The organism is Calothrix sp. NIES-3974 (assembly GCF_002368395.1).
In the GTDB taxonomy this organism is placed as follows: Bacteria; Cyanobacteriota; Cyanobacteriia; order Cyanobacteriales; family Nostocaceae; genus NIES-3974.
Map to the genome: position 1 here is coordinate 2,612,932 of NZ_AP018254.1, position 17,446 is coordinate 2,630,377.

The 17,446-nt window shown below is 40.9% G+C and carries 16 protein-coding genes; 8 read left to right on the plus strand and 8 right to left on the minus strand.

Going from position 1 to position 17,446, the window contains the following annotated elements; genetic code table 11:
• The first annotated feature begins 132 nt into the window (after positions 1 to 132).
• Complete coding sequence (locus tag CDC37_RS10370) at positions 133 to 1,440, plus strand: sensor histidine kinase (protein ID WP_096621758.1); 1,308 nt, start codon at positions 133 to 135, stop codon at positions 1,438 to 1,440.
• 207 nt (positions 1,441 to 1,647) lie between these two features.
• Here the strand turns inward: CDC37_RS10370 and CDC37_RS10375 are convergent, their stop codons facing one another.
• Together CDC37_RS10375 and CDC37_RS10380 are read right to left on the minus strand one after the other, a co-directional pair.
• Positions 1,648 to 2,304 carry a Uma2 family endonuclease gene (locus CDC37_RS10375; RefSeq protein ID WP_096621760.1) on the minus strand — a complete coding sequence of 219 codons (657 nt, stop codon included), beginning with the start codon at positions 2,302 to 2,304 and terminating at the stop codon, positions 1,648 to 1,650.
• Between the two features lie 97 nt (positions 2,305 to 2,401).
• Entirely contained in the window at positions 2,402 to 2,635 is a 234-nt protein-coding gene (locus CDC37_RS10380) for a hypothetical protein (protein ID WP_096621762.1), read from the minus strand.
• Positions 2,636 to 2,795: 160 nt separating this feature from the next.
• Between CDC37_RS10380 and CDC37_RS10385 the strand changes: the two genes are divergently transcribed.
• Both CDC37_RS10385 and CDC37_RS10390 read left to right on the plus strand, forming a co-directional pair.
• The gene (locus CDC37_RS10385) at positions 2,796 to 4,880 is read left to right on the plus strand and encodes an NAD(P)/FAD-dependent oxidoreductase (protein ID WP_096621763.1); all 2,085 of its coding nucleotides are present in this window, start codon (positions 2,796 to 2,798) and stop codon (positions 4,878 to 4,880) included.
• Between the two features lie 103 nt (positions 4,881 to 4,983).
• Complete coding sequence (locus tag CDC37_RS10390; RefSeq protein WP_096621765.1) at positions 4,984 to 5,688, plus strand: hypothetical protein; 705 nt, start codon at positions 4,984 to 4,986, stop codon at positions 5,686 to 5,688.
• 11 nt (positions 5,689 to 5,699) lie between these two features.
• Here CDC37_RS10390 and CDC37_RS24200 read toward each other — a convergent pair whose 3' ends face one another.
• Complete coding sequence (locus CDC37_RS24200; protein WP_157780710.1) at positions 5,700 to 5,861, minus strand: hypothetical protein; 162 nt, start codon at positions 5,859 to 5,861, stop codon at positions 5,700 to 5,702.
• 204 nt (positions 5,862 to 6,065) lie between these two features.
• Here CDC37_RS24200 and CDC37_RS10395 point away from each other — a divergent pair, with 204 nt between their 5' ends.
• Both CDC37_RS10395 and CDC37_RS10400 read left to right on the plus strand, forming a co-directional pair.
• Positions 6,066 to 6,308 carry a DUF559 domain-containing protein gene (locus tag CDC37_RS10395; RefSeq protein WP_255408927.1) on the plus strand — a complete coding sequence of 81 codons (243 nt, stop codon included), beginning with the start codon at positions 6,066 to 6,068 and terminating at the stop codon, positions 6,306 to 6,308.
• A gap of 135 nt (positions 6,309 to 6,443) precedes the next feature.
• Positions 6,444 to 7,271: an ABC transporter permease gene (locus CDC37_RS10400; protein ID WP_096621766.1), complete on the plus strand. Its 828-nt coding sequence runs from the start codon at positions 6,444 to 6,446 to the stop codon at positions 7,269 to 7,271.
• Between the two features lie 18 nt (positions 7,272 to 7,289).
• On the opposite strand, the gene mazG is transcribed toward CDC37_RS10400, so the two are convergent.
• The 3 genes from mazG to CDC37_RS10415 form a co-directional block, all read right to left on the minus strand.
• Positions 7,290 to 8,126, minus strand: a complete 837-nt coding sequence (mazG, locus tag CDC37_RS10405) for a nucleoside triphosphate pyrophosphohydrolase (RefSeq protein ID WP_096621768.1) — start codon at positions 8,124 to 8,126, stop codon at positions 7,290 to 7,292.
• Positions 8,127 to 8,300: 174 nt separating this feature from the next.
• On the minus strand, positions 8,301 to 9,242 hold the full coding sequence (locus tag CDC37_RS10410) for a DNA polymerase III subunit delta' (RefSeq protein WP_255408918.1): 942 nt from the start codon (positions 9,240 to 9,242) through the stop codon (positions 8,301 to 8,303).
• Positions 9,243 to 9,359: 117 nt separating this feature from the next.
• The gene (locus CDC37_RS10415; RefSeq protein WP_096621771.1) at positions 9,360 to 9,851 is read right to left on the minus strand and encodes a HugZ family pyridoxamine 5'-phosphate oxidase; all 492 of its coding nucleotides are present in this window, start codon (positions 9,849 to 9,851) and stop codon (positions 9,360 to 9,362) included.
• A 685-nt stretch (positions 9,852 to 10,536) separates the two neighbouring features.
• On the opposite strand from CDC37_RS10415, the gene CDC37_RS10420 reads away from it, so the two are divergent.
• The 3 genes from CDC37_RS10420 to CDC37_RS10430 all read left to right on the plus strand — a co-directional run bounded on the left by CDC37_RS10420 (position 10,537) and on the right by CDC37_RS10430 (position 15,432).
• The gene (locus CDC37_RS10420; RefSeq protein WP_096621772.1) at positions 10,537 to 12,255 is read left to right on the plus strand and encodes a diflavin flavoprotein; all 1,719 of its coding nucleotides are present in this window, start codon (positions 10,537 to 10,539) and stop codon (positions 12,253 to 12,255) included.
• An 800-nt stretch (positions 12,256 to 13,055) separates the two neighbouring features.
• On the plus strand, positions 13,056 to 14,768 hold the full coding sequence (locus tag CDC37_RS10425) for a diflavin flavoprotein (protein ID WP_096621774.1): 1,713 nt from the start codon (positions 13,056 to 13,058) through the stop codon (positions 14,766 to 14,768).
• Positions 14,769 to 14,970: 202 nt separating this feature from the next.
• Complete coding sequence (locus CDC37_RS10430) at positions 14,971 to 15,432, plus strand: protein tyrosine phosphatase family protein (protein ID WP_096621776.1); 462 nt, start codon at positions 14,971 to 14,973, stop codon at positions 15,430 to 15,432.
• Between the two features lie 179 nt (positions 15,433 to 15,611).
• On the opposite strand, the gene CDC37_RS10435 is transcribed toward CDC37_RS10430, so the two are convergent.
• Together CDC37_RS10435 and thrC are read right to left on the minus strand one after the other, a co-directional pair.
• Complete coding sequence (locus CDC37_RS10435) at positions 15,612 to 15,887, minus strand: MoaD/ThiS family protein (protein WP_096621778.1); 276 nt, start codon at positions 15,885 to 15,887, stop codon at positions 15,612 to 15,614.
• Positions 15,888 to 16,092: 205 nt separating this feature from the next.
• Entirely contained in the window at positions 16,093 to 17,397 is a 1,305-nt protein-coding gene (gene thrC, locus CDC37_RS10440) for a threonine synthase (protein ID WP_096621779.1), read from the minus strand.
• Positions 17,398 to 17,446: the final 49 nt, after the last annotated feature.

Sequence of the window (17,446 nt, forward strand, 5' to 3'; positions counted from 1 at the left end):
GGCAGAGCCTTCAACTCACTAAGCGACCACGCAGAGCATGGTCACTAGATAAAAAGTTAATACTTGGTTTATTTCAGCCAACCTGTACTAGTGTAAATGTGATTTCTTTTTATACCCAAAAAATTTTTCAGAATGGTATCTACCAATTTTATTCCTCACGGACACTGTTATCTGTGGAAAACGGGGTTAGTGTCCCTCCATGTTATTTCCGATTCCCTAATTACATTAGCCTATTTTGCAATTCCGATCATGCTGGTTTACATCGTCAGTAAACGGGAGGATATTCCCTTTGATTGGATATTTTGGTGCTTTGGTGCTTTTATTGTTTTGTGTGGTATTACCCATCTCGCGGAAGTTTGGACACTATGGCATCCTAATTACTGGGTATCCGGTTGGCTAAAAGCTTGCACTGCGGCTATCTCCCTCTCCACAGCAGGTTTGCTTTTTTGGTTAATCCCCAAATTACTAGCAATTCCCAATGTTCCCAAATTAGAAGCCTTAAATGCAGCATTAGCAGCCGAAATTGCGGAAAGGAAGCAGATTGAAGCTAAATTAAATTTACAAACCCAACAGTTAGAACACACACTATCAGAATTACAACGTACCCAAGCACAGATGATTCAAAGCGAAAAAATGTCTGGGTTGGGACAAATGGTTGCGGGGGTAGCTCACGAAATCAATAATCCTGTTAGTTTTATTTATAGTAATATCCTCGCAGCAAAGGAATATGCAGAGGATTTAATGGGATTATTGTTCCTATACCAAAAAACCTATCCCCTTCCCCCCGCAGAAATCATCATCCGCATGGCAGATATTGACTTTGATTTTATCAAAGATGATTTTATGAAGTTATTATCTTCCATGGAAAAGGGTGCGGAAAGGATTAGTCAAATAGTTTTGTCACTACGTAATTTTTCGCGTTTAGATGAAGCAGAATTTAAGGATGTTGATATCCATGAGGGGATTGATAGCACCTTGATGGTCATAGCAAATAAATTAAAATCCCTCCCGAATAATCGAGAAATTCAAATTATCAAAGAATATGGTGATATTCCCTTGGTTGAATGCTATCCCAATCAGTTGAACCAGGTGTTTATGCATATTCTCTCCAATGCAATTGATGCTTTTGCTGAAAAACCAGAGGATGTGAAGAATTTCAGTAATCAAGTGAATCAGATTATTATTTCTACTGGCAAAATTGATAATAACTGGGTTGCTATTACTATTATTGATAATGCCAATGGAATTACCGAAGAAATCCAATCCAAAATATTCGACCCCTTTTTTACCACCAAACAGGTAGGAAAAGGTACGGGATTGGGTTTATACATCAGTTACGAAATTATTACCCAAAAGCATGGTGGTAGATTATTTTGTGATTCAACTCCTGGTCAGGGAACCAAATTTGTAATTGAAATTCCCATTTCCCATCAAGTTTAATTGCTTTTTTCTCGACTAAATTGGTATGTGTCTCAATAAGTAGGTGGGTAGAATTAAATGTAGTATAGATTAGCGTAGCATAAAACCTGATAATAGTAGACTGCGTTTAATTTAATATTCATGGTAAAATGATTGCGATCGCTTTCCATGTTCTCGATTATGGAAATTGAGGTGAAGATTTACATATCAACTTGTCAAAAGCAAGATTTAAGCGCAGTGGTTAGATAAAAAATCACGCAACTTTTTTAACATTTGTCGGGTTCCCTGATGAAAAGCAACTGTAACTAATTGGGGAATCATCTGCGCTATATCCAAATTGGGGAAAATAGGACTAATTTGTGATTCGATATACCCATCTGGAGCGAGGATATATATTTTCAATTGGGAATTGGCAAAAATCCACAATTCCGGTACTTTAATAGCTGCATATGCTTCTAGGGTCGTTTTCGAGGTGACATCGGTTTCTATCGCTAAATCTGGGGGAGGATGAATTTCTAAATCTATTCTTTGTAAGGAACGAACATCGATAGAATTTGATATATAAAAACAAGTTTCAGGTTCCACCCCAGCTTGATTAACCCTTTTAAAGGTGGTCGAACCAAAATCTTCCCAGTCCCGATTCTGAAAGTCTAAAATTGTTGTCACAATATAACCAATTATCCGGTGAGGTCTTTCATGGATCGGCAAAGGTGACATTATTTCTAAAGTGCTTTTACTGTAATTAATCCGGCAACCAGAACGTTTTTCTCCTAAGTCTTCTAATATGGATTCGTATTGTTGCCAGGAAATATTCTCAATTAATAGATGGCTACCAGGGGAAAGATGGATCGAACGAATCGGGATGGTTACTGGGGAAACAGCCATAGCTATTACCGAACCCATGAAAATTTAAATTTAAGGCAAAACAGAGAAGAACCTCTCACACCACTAATCTTCTCAATTATCTGTCAATTAACCGAAATTAAGCAAAACTATTCCAAGCTTGAGCAACAATCTGACTTAACCAACGTCGCTGCTGCTTGTCTAACATCGGGTCTTCAGCTAAAAGTTGGGCTGTTAACTCCTCTAAACTTTGTCCCTGCGATCGCACAATCCGAATCACTCCAGCGATCGCTGCTGCTACCAATTCCTCGTTGATTGGCTTTCCGCGCAGGTTCGATATATCTTGAGGGTTGTCAGGAATGGGATAATTCATAGTATGTGTGTTAAGAAGCTAGATTTATGTGAAAGAATTTGACAAAGGCTTAATATTTCTTTACAGGTTATTCATAAACCTGATAGGGCGGAGTTTACCGCACTTTTCCTGGTTATTAAATCTGTCTTAATGAGTAGATTTAGCGGAGATTTTGGAGAAAATGAGAGAATTGCTTTACCTGGAGATACCGACCCCTGATACAGACACAGTTTGTACCTGGTTGCAGACAGATTTAGTTGTGGAGAGTGGGGAAAAAATGTTAACAACCGATGGCATTAGGTTGAGATGGGGGACTACAAAGCCATCGACAACGATTTCGGAAACTTGTGGGAATGAGTTATCAATTTTTATCTGGTCGGTACAGAGGACTACATATTTGAAGGTATTTCGCTGGGGGGAGAAGGCGATTCCGGGGGAGAAGGGGATTTTGGAACAATTGGAGAGACAAATTCGGCAACGTTTTCCCTACCGTTATCCGGAACCACCTCAAATTGATTTAACCCAGGAATCTATTTTTACAGCCTTAGCTGCTGATTACCCCCTGACGGTAAAATATTTTCAGAGGATACCGAACGGGGAGTATGATTTAACCCGTGCCTACTGGTGGGAACAGAGATGGCGGCAGGGGGTACGTAATCCACAGCAGCCAAAACAAGTAGTTTTTAATCATGCTTACACCAGTGTAGATACGGAAGTAGAATATGACTTGATATATGTTGGCGGTGCTTTAGGAGTAATTCATGCCGCCGTCATGGCTAGGTTAGGGTATAAGGTATTACTGATAGAAAGATTACCCTTTGGACGGATGAATCGGGAGTGGAATATATCGCGGGATGAAGTCCAAACTTTGATTGATATCGGGTTAGTTACCCCTGGGGAAATGGAATCGGTAATTGCTCGTGAATACAAGGATGGATTTAATAAGTTTTTTGATGCCAATAATCCTCCCCATTTAAAAGCACCTATATTACATACTCCCACTGTCCTCAATGTAGCCTTGGATTCAGAAAAATGGCTGCAATTATGCGGAGAAAAACTAATCGCAGCTGGAGGAGAAATTTGCGGGGAAACGGAGTTTTTACAGGCAGATATTTACACGAATCAGGTGACAGTCACGGTTAAAAATTTACAGGATAACAACCAATACCAGGTGAGAGGAAGGGTATTAGTAGATGCAATGGGTACAGCTTCAGCGATCGCTTGGCAACTTAATGGTAAACGAGCTTTTGACAGCGTTTGTCCCACCGTTGGTGCAGTAATTGAAAGCGGATTTCCTCCAGGAGTATGGGATTCCGACTACGGTGACGTGCTATACAGTCATGGGGATATATCCCGTGGTAGACAATTAATCTGGGAATTATTTCCTGGAGCGAATCAAGAATTAACCATTTATTTGTTTCATTACCACCAAGTTCATCCAGACAATCCCGGTTCCCTCTTGGAAATGTACGAAGACTTTTTTGCCATCCTCCCCGAATATAAACGCTGCGACATGGAAAAATTGGTATGGAAAAAAGCCACCTTCGGTTACATACCCGGACATTTTAGTACAAGTGGGCGCGATCGCACAGTGGCATTTGACAGATTAGTAGCCATCGGTGATGCAGCTTCCCTACAATCTCCCCTGGTATTTACCGGTTTTGGTTCCCTAGTAAGGAACTTGGAACGATTAACCACCCTCCTAGATACAGCTTTAAAACACGACCTAGTTCAAGGCAAACATCTCAACCGTATCCGTGCATTCCAAAACAATATCGCTGTCACCTGGATGTTTTCCAAAGGAATGATGGTTCCTACCGGGAAACACCTACCACCCCAGCGTATCAACTCCATGTTAAACAACTTTTTCGGATTACTAGCCGATTCCCCTCCACCCATAGCCGAAAACTTCATCAAAGATCGATTTGACTGGTTGACCTTTAACCGATTAGCATTGCAAGCAGCCCAGAAAAATCCCGCACTCCTACTCTGGATTTGGCAACTTGCAGGAACTAAAGACATGGTACGCTGGCTTGGTAACTATTTTAACTTTACCCGCCACGCCATCATCTCTGCATTCTTCGGAAATTGGTATCCCGAACTACTAACAAAAATCCAACCCTGGTTAGAACCTCGTTTTCCAGGAATATGGTTACAGTTACTGGCAATTAAATATGCAACCCGCATCGGTCGTCCCCCCAAGAACCCAGTAGTCAGTAATTATCCAGTTGCGGTGGTTACAGGGGAAGGAAAAGTAATGAATTAGGCTGATTTCAACAGTGCGGGCAAATTTTTGTCCGCCTCTAGGATAAATATGATACTATTTTTCTATCCGGTATTCAAAATATACTAGCTCTTACTGTAGTCATATGACTAACAATCCTATCGACTGGACTAAAATAATCTTCGGTGGTGGCAGTATAGTTACACTCCTCGGTGGTTTTGGAGCTTTTATCTTCAAAAAATATGATGAGGTTTTGAAGGAAAAGTATCAAAATTTACTTCTGGAGAAAGAATCATTAGATAAAGAATTAGAACAGGCGAAAAAAGAGGAAAGAGAAACTAGGGAAAAATTTATTGATTTAAAGATTCTTTTAGAAAACATAAAGGAAACTAAGTCTTTAAATTCTGAGGATGAGAAAAGAATCAAAAGCATACTTTATTCCTTACGAAACATTACCAGTTCTAAACAAGAGGAATTTGAAGATTATAAAAAAGCTGCAAAATGGCTTCAATTTCGTCAAAAAGATTGGGTCAAAAAGTCTGCATCCGAAGCAATTGAGAAATATAAACATCAAAAATTATTTCCTTGGGGGTCACGATTCCAGTTCGAGAAAGATATTGAAAAATGTTTAGAGTGGGTATATAAATCTCTTTACGTATATGGACATCCAGATTCTCCACTAAATGAATTTATTAGTCAACCAAAAATAAAATCCCCTATCCCTTATATAACTGCAATCCATCATCTGAAAAATAATAGGGATAGAGGTTATTTAAACTTAGCACAATCAAAATATTTAGAAGATATGTTGGATGAATTAATTGGAAGGATAGATAATGATTTTAAATAGTAAAAATAGGATTAATGTTTTTGAGTTTGAGGACATCCAAAAGCTTCTAAAAGCTTGTCTATGTATTTTTTTAATTCTTCTTTTTGCTGATTATTAATTGATAATTTATCAATCTCTGTTTTCATATTTTCTAAGTCTTGACAACGCTCTCTCCCAGCCCAATTAGTTGACATGGTATACTCCGTACAGTTACTTAAATATCATCAAGACACTGTTTCAGTGTATAACTTATCTGTATCCGTAAACTTTTTGAAAAAATAAATAAATTTCACCGCCATATCTAAGTGATGTTACGATAATGAAAAATGAGCGTATACGGGGCAACCACATAGATGGAAAGAGCTAACCTCCAGTAAATTGAAGGAAAAGGTTATCGAATTGACCTAGGAGTAGTCAACAAAAATCGTCCGGGAGAATTTTTGCTGGGGATCGAATGTGATGGAGCATCCTATCATCGCTCCCCCACAGCTAGAGACCGCGATCGCTTAAGACAACAAGTACTCGAAAGACTGGGTTGGAAGATTCATCGCATTTGGTCAACGGATTGGTTCCGCAACAAACCCCATCAAGTTCGGATGTTGGTTGAGAAAATAGAGAGGTTAGCGAAAGATTTAGGGTGACTGCTGAGGCAAAATTAATTATATAATCAATCCGAAATCTCAAATCCATATAGGTAGCGGTGAGGGAGTCGCAGTCTTGACACTTCCCTATCCAGTTTCAACGCACAACACCGACCAAGGAAAATCCAAAATCGAATGACCGTACCAGGAACTCTACCATTCACTAAAAAAACCAAATCAGCGCCATTTCAAACCCTCATAGCCGATTGTTTGACAATCTTTTGGGGGGATTGGTTAGATTTGCGTGTCCGTATTGCTCAGGTAGCTGCATCTGGGCTAATTTCTCCATTAATATATATCGTTGCATTTGGATTGGGTTTAGGAAGTTCCATCCGTCCCGGTGCAGCGATTAGTAGTGATTATAAAAGTTATCTCGAATTCATTTTACCGGGAATGGTGGCTTTATCTTCGATGACCATTAGTTTTGGGGGAACCACCTTTTCGATTTGTGGCGATCGCTTATTTACCAAAAGTTTTGAAGAGTTGTTGTTAGTACCAATTCACCCGTTAGCGCTGCATATCGGCAAAATGTTAGCGGGAATTGTCCGGGGGTTGATGACTTCCGGTGCGGTGATTCTGGTGGCTTTGTTGTTTACTGGTAATTGGAAGTTTCTCCACCCTTTATTTTTACTGGTTTTAGTTTTAAATTGTGCGGTTTTTGCGGGTTTAGGTGTAATTGTCGGTTTAACGGTCAAATCCCTAGAAACCGTGGGGTTGTATAATAATTTTGTAATTATCCCCATGTCATTTTTAGGGGCTACTTTTTTTGACCCTAGCACCCTACCCACTTACTTAAAGGTGATTGTCTACTGTTTACCTTTGACCTATGCAAGTACAGCTTTGCGAGCGATCGCTTTACAAAATATCGGGAATTTTCCCTGGTATAGTATCCCAGTTTTACTGGTAGTGGCGATTATTCTCACCCTGTTAGGAGCAAGACAGTTTACCCTAGTGAGGGATTAGGTGACATATAAGCTATACCTATTTAGGGTCTGCTAAATGGGTCTTTGCTTGTTGCCAAAGGGCTTCCAATTCATTCAGGGTATAATCACCTAAAGGACGGTCAGCAAATGTTTCCATTTTTGCCAAGCGCTGGATAAAACGTTGATTTGTCCCTCGGAGTGCAGCACTGGGATCAAGATTTTGCCACCGCGCTAATTGGATGATTGAAAATAATAAATCTCCCAATTCCTCCTCTTGACGTTCGGGAGATTCATGGTTAATTGCGTGTTGAAATTCACCTAATTCTTCGTGGAACTTTTGCCAAACTCCGTCAATATTTTCCCATTCAAAACCCACATCAGCAGCTTTTTGGGATATTTTCATCGTTGCCATGAGGGGTGGTAATTTCCGTGCATATCCAGATAGTTTATCACTTAATTGTTGCTGTTTTTGGGGAGATTCACCCTTTTCTGCGGCTTTAATGGCTTCCCAATTTTGCAGAACGTCATCTACACTTTCAACTTTGACACTACCCTCCGGTAAACTAGAAGCACCAAAAACATGGGGATGACGACGGATGAGTTTACTCGTAATACCTTCAGCAACCTGTTGTAAACTAAATTGTTGGTATTCTTGGGCGATTTGGGCTTGTAAAATCACCTGTAGAAGTAAATCCCCCAACTCCTCAGCAATATGCTGAGTATCACCACTGGCGATCGCATCCACAGTTTCGTAGGCTTCTTCGATTATGTAGGGTGTCAGGCTTTGGGGTGTTTGGGCTAAATCCCACGGACATCCGTCATCTGGGTGACGCAGTTTGGCAACAACATCAATTAGAGCTTGAATAGCAGCAAGAGTTTCTGGATGGCAATTCATTCAATTTTGGATTTTGGATTTTGGATTTTGGATTTTGGATTATTCGATTTTAGATTTTGGATTATTCGATTTTAGATTTTAGATTTTGGATTATTTAAATTAAAATAAAATGTTAAATGTTAAATGTTAACAGTTAACAGTTAACAGTTAACAGTCTCTCCTGTCTCCTGTATTCTATCTCCTGTCTGCTAATTGTTGAATTTGTAACAATGTACATTCCCAGACTAAACGGGCTTGAGCGAAAGCCAGCAGATATTTACGGGTTTTTTCTAGTTGTTGAATAATTGCCCCTTGGTGGGTATTTTGCCAATAAATTTGCTGTAGGTAATCAACTAACCATAATTGAGCTTCCATATCCAGGGTTTTGTCAATGGTTTTTGCTATTTCCAACATACCACGGACTGTGGTTGGTATATTGGCTAAAGAATTGAGTAAATCTTCTGGTATACTCTGCAACTGTGTATAGAAGGCGATCGCATTTCCGGGACTTCCTTGGGCTAAATTGAGAATCGCTGGATGATGCAGGATTTCTCCGTGACCAGTTTGCACTAAAACTTGGGCGATCGCATCCGGTGATAAGCGGTAAAAAGGAATGCGTTGACACCGAGATACTAAGGTCGGCAAAATTGCATCAGGAGATGGAGCAATTAAAATTAACGTGGCATTACCTGGTTCTTCTAGGGTCTTGAGCAAGGCATTTGCAGCTGCTTCAGCCATCGTTTCCGCTTGCTCAATTACAATTATATTCCTCGGTGCATGTAGGGGTGGACGAGCTAAAAAATGAGTAATTTCCCGCACTTGTTCTAGTCGGATACTCGGAGGTGTTTTCCGTTTCAACCCCTTTTCAATGGCTTCCTGTGCTGTTAATCTCTGTCCTTGATGTAAATAGGTCGGTTCTACCCACAATACATCGGGATGGTTTCCTGTCCGCAATTTGTTAACAGCAGTTTCATCCTCAGCCAACAACAATTCGATAAAACAACGCGCAGCTAAACTTTTTCCCACACCATCTGCACCGACAAACAGGTATGCTGGTGCAACCCGGTTTTTTTTTACAGCTTGCATCAGCAATTCAACTGCTTGCTCTTGTCCGATGAGTGATTGGAAGGGTTTCAATGTTCTTCCTCGAATTCCAGAATTTCAGGATATATATTTTAGTTCAGAATGAATTTTATAAACCGTTTTTTGTATACTTATATCCCCAACATCCTGTGTCCTGTATCCGATTCAAATTCATCCCTTAACATGAATAAGTTGATTCAAATCATTTTTATCCACATCATAGGCTGCACCGAACCCGACAACAAATCTACCACCAATTGGTGTGAATTGGTAAATCCGGAAATCTGGTAAATCACGAAAAATTTGAATGATGTTGCCAAATTTTTCGCCGAATTTCAAGTCTATTTCTACCCATTTCGGGGTATCACGGGTAAATAAACTAGCTGTACAGTCATAGGTTAAGCGACGACGAGCAAATATTTGTTGAGTTTTGGATTCGTCCTCAATAAATAACAAACTCGCTTGTGGATTAGTTTGCAGATTTTGGGTGTGGGTGGAAAGTCCACTGACATAAGTATAAATTTTTTTATCTGTATCAACGATACATGGTGCATAACTCGCATTGGGTACGCCATCTGCACTCACGGTACAAATCACAACACTCGCAAATAAACTGGGGAATTCCTGATAGGCTGCTTGGATGGCGCTAAAATCCGATGACATAATATGTTAAGTGTGGCTGATACTAGGTTGCTATCAATGATAGTACTATCTTTGATTACGACTAAAGGAGTAATCCCATCATTTTCAAACTAGCACGACAGAAGTCAACTTAGTCTGAGTAAGTATATTAGGGGCATGTTTAGTTTATTATGGGAATCGGGTTTGATTTTTGAAAAAATTCTCGCGATCGCAATTTGGGGATATTTCTCTAGTACTGCTAATCCCTGCTATTAGGGGTTTTTCGTCTGAAAATAACGTTTTTATACTGATTAACACCTGATCCACAGGAACTTAGATCACTGTGTATCTGGAAAAGATTTCAGCGATCGCAATGAAAACAGAGGTTTTTAAAAACTACATTATTCTCACCCTAACAGTTGGATAGGGAGGGTTACTCGTCACATGGATCGAATCAATTCTAAATAATAGACTCATTTTTAGCACAAGGAAAATTTACATCCCCTGGCAAAAATGAAATTATATTTTGCTGTGATTCTGGGTAAGTTACCTGGGATTCTCGTCATCAAAACCTTTTCCCTACTCCCCACTCCCTATTTCTCCCCTGTTGAGGTCAAATAGTTTTACTTAACCCTGTGATAGTTTTTTTAATATTTATTTACATTTCATCTGTGTCACAATATAACCAGAGGTAATAAATACTTATTTAGAATCCAGGAGGCGAGTCATGGTTACAGTTACCCAGACACCCCAGAAACGCCTAACAATGCAGGTAGAGGAAATAGCAGTCGATACAACGACCATGCGATCGCTCGATTGGGATCGCGATCGCTTTGATATCGAGTATGGTTTGCAGAATGGCACTACCTACAATTCGTTTTTGATTCGTGGGGAAAAGGTGGCGTTAGTTGATACTTCCCATGAAAAGTTTCGCCAGCTTTACTTTGATACCCTCACAGGTTTAATAGACATAGCAAGTATCGATTATTTAATTATTAGCCATACCGAACCTGACCACAGTGGTTTAGTTAGGGATGTGTTGCAGATAGCACCTGAGATTACCGTGGTTGGGTCGAAGGTGGCAATTCAATTTTTAGAAAATTTGGTACACACCCCCTTTAAAAGACAAATTGTCAAAAATGGCGATAGATTGGATTTGGGTCATGGTCACGAACTAGAATTTGTCATCGCTCCAAATCTACATTGGCCAGATACAATTTTTACCTTTGACCATAAAACTCAAATTCTATATACCTGCGACGCATTTGGTCTACACTACTGTTCCGATGACACCTTTGACACGAATTTAGAAGCTATTTCCCCAGATTTTCAATATTACTACGAGTGCTTAATGGCACCCAATGCCCGTTCCGTCCTATCCGCCCTCAAACGGATGGATGAATTGACCCATATAGAAATGATTGCCACTGGACATGGACCATTATTACGGAACCATGTACAGGAATTAACAGGTCGTTATCGTCGCTGGAGTCAAAGCCAAACCAAAGCGGAGACAACGGTGGGGATTTTCTACGTTTCTGAATACGGATACAGTGATAATTTAGCCCATGCCTTAGCTACTGGTATCAATAAAACTGGAGTGGCTACGGAGATGGTTGACCTAAAAACCGTTGATTTGCAAGAGCTTCAGGAATTAGTCGGACGTTGTGCAGGTATAATTATTGGAATGCCACCTGCAAGTAATCAAGCTGCTCAAACGGCTCTCGGTACTGTTTTAGGTGCAGTCAAAGAAAAGCAAGCAGTAGGTATATTTGAAACCGGTGGGGGAGACGACGAACCGACCTACCCATTGCTCAATAAATTCCGTTCCCTAGGTTTACATGTCGCGTTCCCGGTGATTGAAATACGTGAAACACCTACAGATAATTTGTATAAACGCTGTGAGGAGTCCGGAACCGACCTAGCTCAGTGGGTGACACGGGATAAAAGCATCAAGCAAATGAAATCCCTGGGTGCAGATTTAGATAAAGCTCTAGGACGGATTAGCGGTGGGTTATATATTATTACCGCCAAAAAAGGTGATGTCAAAAGTGCGATGCTTGCATCGTGGGTGACACAAGCTAGTTTTAAACCATTAGGTGTTAGCATTGCTGTTGCTAAGGATAGGGCAATTGAATCCCTGATGCAAGTCGGTGACAAGTTTGTATTGAATGTCTTAGAAGAAGGCAATTATCAGGGGTTAATGAAACATTTTCTCAAGCGATTTGCTCCCGGTGCAGATCGTTTTGAGGGTGTGCGTACCCAACCTGCTGAAAATGGCGCACCAATTTTAGCCGATGCTCTAGCTTACATGGAGTGTGAAGTTGCTAGTCGCTTGGATGCGGGAGACCACTGGATAGTTTATTGTACCGTTTATGCAGGACGGGTATCGAAACCAGAGGGTGTGACTGCGGTTCACCATCGTAAGGTGGGTAATCACTATTAGAATACGGTCGTTAGGAGGGATTGGTTAAGACTTATATTCGTTGGTTGACTGTTGAATGTTGACTGTGAACGGGGATAGGATGGCGATGGTTATCCCTTGAAGTCGGGTTTTCATGATAATTAAGTAAGTCGGTGAATTATCACTTGTTTGTAGTTGCACTCATAGCGCTATAATCGCAGTGTTTTAGAAGAGTAGCGCAATTACGAGCTAACATATGGAGACCCTACTTTTCTTTGCATAGTACGGTTTTTGATCACCGACTACTTAACTGTTAATACATCTATTTTTTAAAACCCGACCGCTCACCCTACACATAATAAAAGTTTTGCCTTTACCTCCTGGTTTTAAAATCACTGATGAGCCGTTTTGTCCTAGTTTACTTCTGAAGGGGATATGGAGGTTGAATATCAGCATTGATTCAACACGGACTATGAAAGTGATAAATCCAGATATACCCGGATTACTCACAAATCCCTCAAACTTGCAGGGAGTGGGGAGTAGGAGGAAAATCAACCTGCTGGTTAACCCTTATCGCTAGCTGGTTAGAGATGCAGGTATATTGTGGTGGAAATAACTTTGGATTTTAAATGTAAATCAGTAGAAAATAGAACTTAATTAAGAAGGCGTATTTATTTGTAAAAATTTCACTCCACTTCCATAAAAACTCAATCAACAAATACTCAACCACTGAACACATATTAAATTCAAAAATAAAAACCTGAATCTAAAATCCCAATTCAACACACTTACCTGACGTAGCTATTAAAATCCAAAATCTAAAATCCAAAATCGAGTGAGTTATGGTTAACACAAATAAACCCCGTGACGTACAAGTTTACCCCATAGGAACTCAAACCCGTGTGTTTCGTTCCCGCAGCTGGTCGCGATTACGGTTTGAAGTTGAGTATGCTTTAGCAAAGGGAACAACTGCCAATTGTTATTTAATCGAAGCAGATAAAATTGCTTTGATTGACCCTCCTGGAGAAACCTTTACGGAGATTTTTCTCAAAGCTTTACAGGAACGGATTGATATTCACAAGATTGATTACGTAATTTTAGGACATGTTAATCCCAACCGCGCTGCAACCTTAAAAGCCTTATTAGAAATTGCTCCCCAAATTACCTTTGTTTGTTCCAATCCCGGTGCAATTAATTTGCGAGGTGCGCTGGAAAATCCGGATTTACCGATTCTGGTGACACGGGGGGAAGAAACCCTAGATTTAGGACAGGGACACTATTTGCAATTTATCCCCACACCTAACCCCCGTTATCCCGATTTGCTGTGTACCTATGACCCGCAAACGGAAATTTTATACACTGATAAATTATTTGCAGCCCATATCTGTGGTGATCAGGTTTTTGATGAGGGTTGGCAAGCATTTTTAGAAGACCGTCGCTATTATTTTGAGTGTGTAATGGCACCCCACGCACGACAAATTGAGACAGCGATGGATAAATTGGCTGATTTACAGGTGCGGATGTATGCTCCTAACCACGGACCGATGGTTAGATACGGCTTGATCGAATTAACTAAAGCTTACCGGGATTGGATTCAACAGCAATCTTCACGGGAAAATACCGTAGCATTAATTTATGCATCTGCCTACGGGAATACCGCAACAGTTGCCCAAGCGATCGCCCACGGGATTACGAAAGCGGGGGTACGGGTGGAGTCGATTAATTGTGAAGTCGCAAAACCGGAGGAAATTCAAGCTGCGGTGGAAAATGCAGCTGGATTTATCATTGGTTCACCAACTTTGGGAGGACATGCTCCTACTCCAGTACAAACTGCTTTAGGGATTGTTTTAGCCAATGCTGCAAAAACAAAGTTAGCAGGGGTATTCGGTTCCTATGGTTGGAGTGGGGAAGCAATTGATTTGTTGGAAGGGAAACTCAAAGATGCTGGATACAGGTTTGGGTTTGAACCAATTCGTGTCAAATTTAAGCCGGATGATAAAGTATTACAGGAATGTGAAGAAGCGGGAACGGATTTTGCTCAAACATTAAAACGTATTAACAAAGTACGGGTAGTGAGTCAGCAACCTGCAACAAATATTGAGCAAGCTGTGGGAAGGATATTGGGTTCCCTGACGGTCGTCACTGCAAAACAGGGAGATATATCTAGTGCGATGTTGGCTTCCTGGATATCCCAAGCAAGTTTTAATCCCCCAGGTTTAACAATCGCGGTGGCTAAAGATAGAGCTTTGGAAGCGTTGATGCATTCTGGTAGCAGTTTTGTTGTTAATATTCTGGCTGAGGGTAAACAAATCCGCAAGCAGTTTATGAAAAACTTTGCACCAGGGGAAGATCGATTTGCGGGATTGGAAGTCCAGGAAGCAGCGAATGGTTCACCAATTTTAATGGGTGCTTTGGCTTATTTGGAATGTACCGTTAAGGACAGAATGGAAGTGGGAGACCATTGGTTAGTTTATGCAACAGTTGATGATGGAAAGGTGTTAAATCCGGATGGGGTGACTGCGGTACATTATCGCAAGTCGGGAAACCATTATTAGAATTTTGGATTATTATGTTTTACACCTTGAGAGGTTGTTTTAAAAGTCATTTTTCATACTTGAATTATCATTTTTGGGAATGGGAAGAGACACGACATGTCGCGTCTGTACTCTCGAAGGAAAAAGATGTTTCGGTATTTTCTTCCCGTAGCACCTGCTCGAATGTCGCGGAAGAGGTAAAAGCGATATCAAACGCAAAATTATGGATGAAATCCTGAATTATTATCTGGTTAATGATACATTAGCTACCTCTGGACAACCGACAGCAGCGCAGTTGGAGTTGATTGCAGCAAATGGTTATGAGGTGGTAATTAATTTAGCAATGCCAAATAGTGAGAATGCGATCGCGAATGAAGGTTATTTGGTGACATCCCAAGCTATGATTTATTTTCATTTACCTGTAGTTTGGAATAATCCCCAATTTGCTGATTTGGTTTTATTTTGCCAAATAATGCAGGCTTTGAAAGGGAAAAGGGTTTGGGTGCATTGTGCGAAAAATATGCGGGTTTCTTGTTTTGTTTATCTCTATCAAAAACATGTTTTAAAGTCACCCGAACCCTCTGCTCGCTACCCAATGGATTTAATTTGGTCTCCAGAGGGTGAATGGAAAGATTTAATTGCTCAAGCAGAACAAGAATGCGATCGCTTGTTATTCAAAGCATAGTGAATAGGGAGTAGAGACGACCCGTCGGGTCGTCTCCAGGGGAGTAGGGAGTAGGATAAGCTATTTTTTTGGCTGTTTCCTCACGATAGGGAAAGCTGGTTTCAAATTACCATCAGCCGAGATACAATTAAGATATCCCGGCTTTGATGGGAAATTCTGGGAATTATTTTGAAAGCGAATCAACCACCAGCTACCGCAGGAACGATACTGACTTCATCGCCATCTTTTAAGGCTGTGGTGACTCCATCTAAAAAGCGGATGTCTTCACTGTTGACGTATAAATTCAAAAATCGTCGCGGTTGTCCATTCTCGTCGCACAGACGTTCTTTGATTCCTGGACACGCTTTTTCAATCGATTCAATTAGTTCTGATATATTTGTACCGCTACATTCGAGTACAGCTTGGTTGTTGGTAAATTTTTGGAGTGCGGTGGGAACGAGTACTTTAATCGACATAGATTGAGATTTGAGATTTTGGATTGATAGAAATAGTGAAGATTCTGATTTGGGATTGACAGTCGGTTGTACGGACAATCCCGGATTTGTAACATCTTGTGAGAGAAGCCGCGCTATGCATCTACACGGAGAATAATTGCTCAAGGGATAGGAGGGGATTTCGATTAAAAACCTTTACTACTCCCTACTCCCCATTCCCGATTCCCTAAACAAGAACTTGTTGCCATTCCAGACGTTCTAGGGTGCGAGAACGTTCTAAAGCTTGTTCAAAGCTGTCTAGTTTGGCTTCAATGGTTAAAGGTTCGCCAATGTAACCTTGAACCGCTTCTTGGGTTTTTAAGCCATTGCCAGTGATGTAAACAACGGTGGTTTCATCGGGATCAATTTTACCAGCTTCTACTAACTTTTTGAGGACGGCAACGGTCGTACCTCCTGCGGTTTCGGTAAATATACCTTCTGTTTCTGCTAATAGTTTAATTCCCTCAATGATTTCTGCATCGGTGACTGATTCGATATTACCGTTTGTTTTGTTGGCAATTTCGACTGCATAAATACCATCTGCTGGATTGCCAATGGCAATGGATTTAGCAATTGTGTTGGGTTTCACTGGTTTAATAAAATCCCGTTTTTCTTTGAATGCTTCGGCAATGGGGGAACATCCTTCCGCTTGCGCACCACTAAACCGGACATTTTTGGCTTCTACTAAACCTGTTTCAATAAATTCCTGAAAGCCTTTGTAAATTTTTGTGAAGAGAGAACCGGATGCCAGAGGTGCGACAATATGGTCAGGTAATTGCCATCCGAGTTGTTCAGCGACTTCAAAGCCGAGGGTTTTGGAGCCTTCGGAATAGTAGGGACGGAGGTTGATATTCACAAATCCCCAACCGTGGGTGTTGGCAACTTCAGAACAAAGGCGATTAACTTGGTCGTAGTTGCCTTTTACAGCCATGAGGGTGGGGCTATAAATGAGGCTTCCCAGGACTTTTCCCGCTTCTAGGTCGGAGGGAATAAATACACAACAATCCAATCCTGCATGGGCTGCGATTGCGGCTGTGGAATTTGCCAAGTTGCCAGTACTTGCACAGGATACGGTGGTAAATCCTAGTTCCCGGGCACGACTTAAGGCGACGGACACCACCCGGTCTTTGAAACTGAGGGTGGGCATATTCACCGCGTCATTTTTAATATACAGGTTTTTTAAGCCTAAACGCCGGGCGAGACGTTGGGATTTGACTAGGGGAGTCATACCCGTACCGACATCGATGTAGTTGTCGGTAGCAACGGGTAGAAATTGACGGTAACGCCAAATGGAATTGGGACCTTTTTGAATCGATTCGCGACTGACACTTAAGCGCAATTTGCTGTAGTCATATTTGACTTCTAAAGGACCAAAACAAACTTCACACACATGCAAGGCTTTGGGTTCGTACTCGGCTCCACATTCCTTGCACTTGAGGATTTCAAAGTTGCCTGTGGTGGTTTGTGTTGTTTTTGCGATCGCTTGTGTCATGGTTTTCTCCCCTAGTTTATCCATCAATGTCGCTTGATGCTATCACGAG

Excerpts from the sequence above, each read along its gene's own strand:
- CDC37_RS10370 (WP_096621758.1), top strand. The coding sequence starts at position 133 with ATGGTATCTACCAATTTTATTCCTCACGGACACTGTTATCTGTGGAAA.
- CDC37_RS10375 (WP_096621760.1), bottom strand. The coding sequence starts at position 2,304 with ATGGCTGTTTCCCCAGTAACCATCCCGATTCGTTCGATCCATCTTTCC.
- CDC37_RS10380 (WP_096621762.1), bottom strand. The coding sequence starts at position 2,635 with ATGAATTATCCCATTCCTGACAACCCTCAAGATATATCGAACCTGCGC.
- CDC37_RS10385 (WP_096621763.1), top strand. The coding sequence starts at position 2,796 with ATGAGAGAATTGCTTTACCTGGAGATACCGACCCCTGATACAGACACA.
- CDC37_RS10390 (WP_096621765.1), top strand. The coding sequence starts at position 4,984 with ATGACTAACAATCCTATCGACTGGACTAAAATAATCTTCGGTGGTGGC.
- CDC37_RS24200 (WP_157780710.1), bottom strand. The coding sequence starts at position 5,861 with ATGTCAACTAATTGGGCTGGGAGAGAGCGTTGTCAAGACTTAGAAAAT.
- CDC37_RS10400 (WP_096621766.1), top strand. The coding sequence starts at position 6,444 with ATGACCGTACCAGGAACTCTACCATTCACTAAAAAAACCAAATCAGCG.
- mazG (WP_096621768.1), bottom strand. The coding sequence starts at position 8,126 with ATGAATTGCCATCCAGAAACTCTTGCTGCTATTCAAGCTCTAATTGAT.
- CDC37_RS10415 (WP_096621771.1), bottom strand. The coding sequence starts at position 9,851 with ATGTCATCGGATTTTAGCGCCATCCAAGCAGCCTATCAGGAATTCCCC.
- CDC37_RS10420 (WP_096621772.1), top strand. The coding sequence starts at position 10,537 with ATGGTTACAGTTACCCAGACACCCCAGAAACGCCTAACAATGCAGGTA.
- CDC37_RS10425 (WP_096621774.1), top strand. The coding sequence starts at position 13,056 with ATGGTTAACACAAATAAACCCCGTGACGTACAAGTTTACCCCATAGGA.
- CDC37_RS10430 (WP_096621776.1), top strand. The coding sequence starts at position 14,971 with ATGGATGAAATCCTGAATTATTATCTGGTTAATGATACATTAGCTACC.
- CDC37_RS10435 (WP_096621778.1), bottom strand. The coding sequence starts at position 15,887 with ATGTCGATTAAAGTACTCGTTCCCACCGCACTCCAAAAATTTACCAAC.
- thrC (WP_096621779.1), bottom strand. The coding sequence starts at position 17,397 with ATGACACAAGCGATCGCAAAAACAACACAAACCACCACAGGCAACTTT.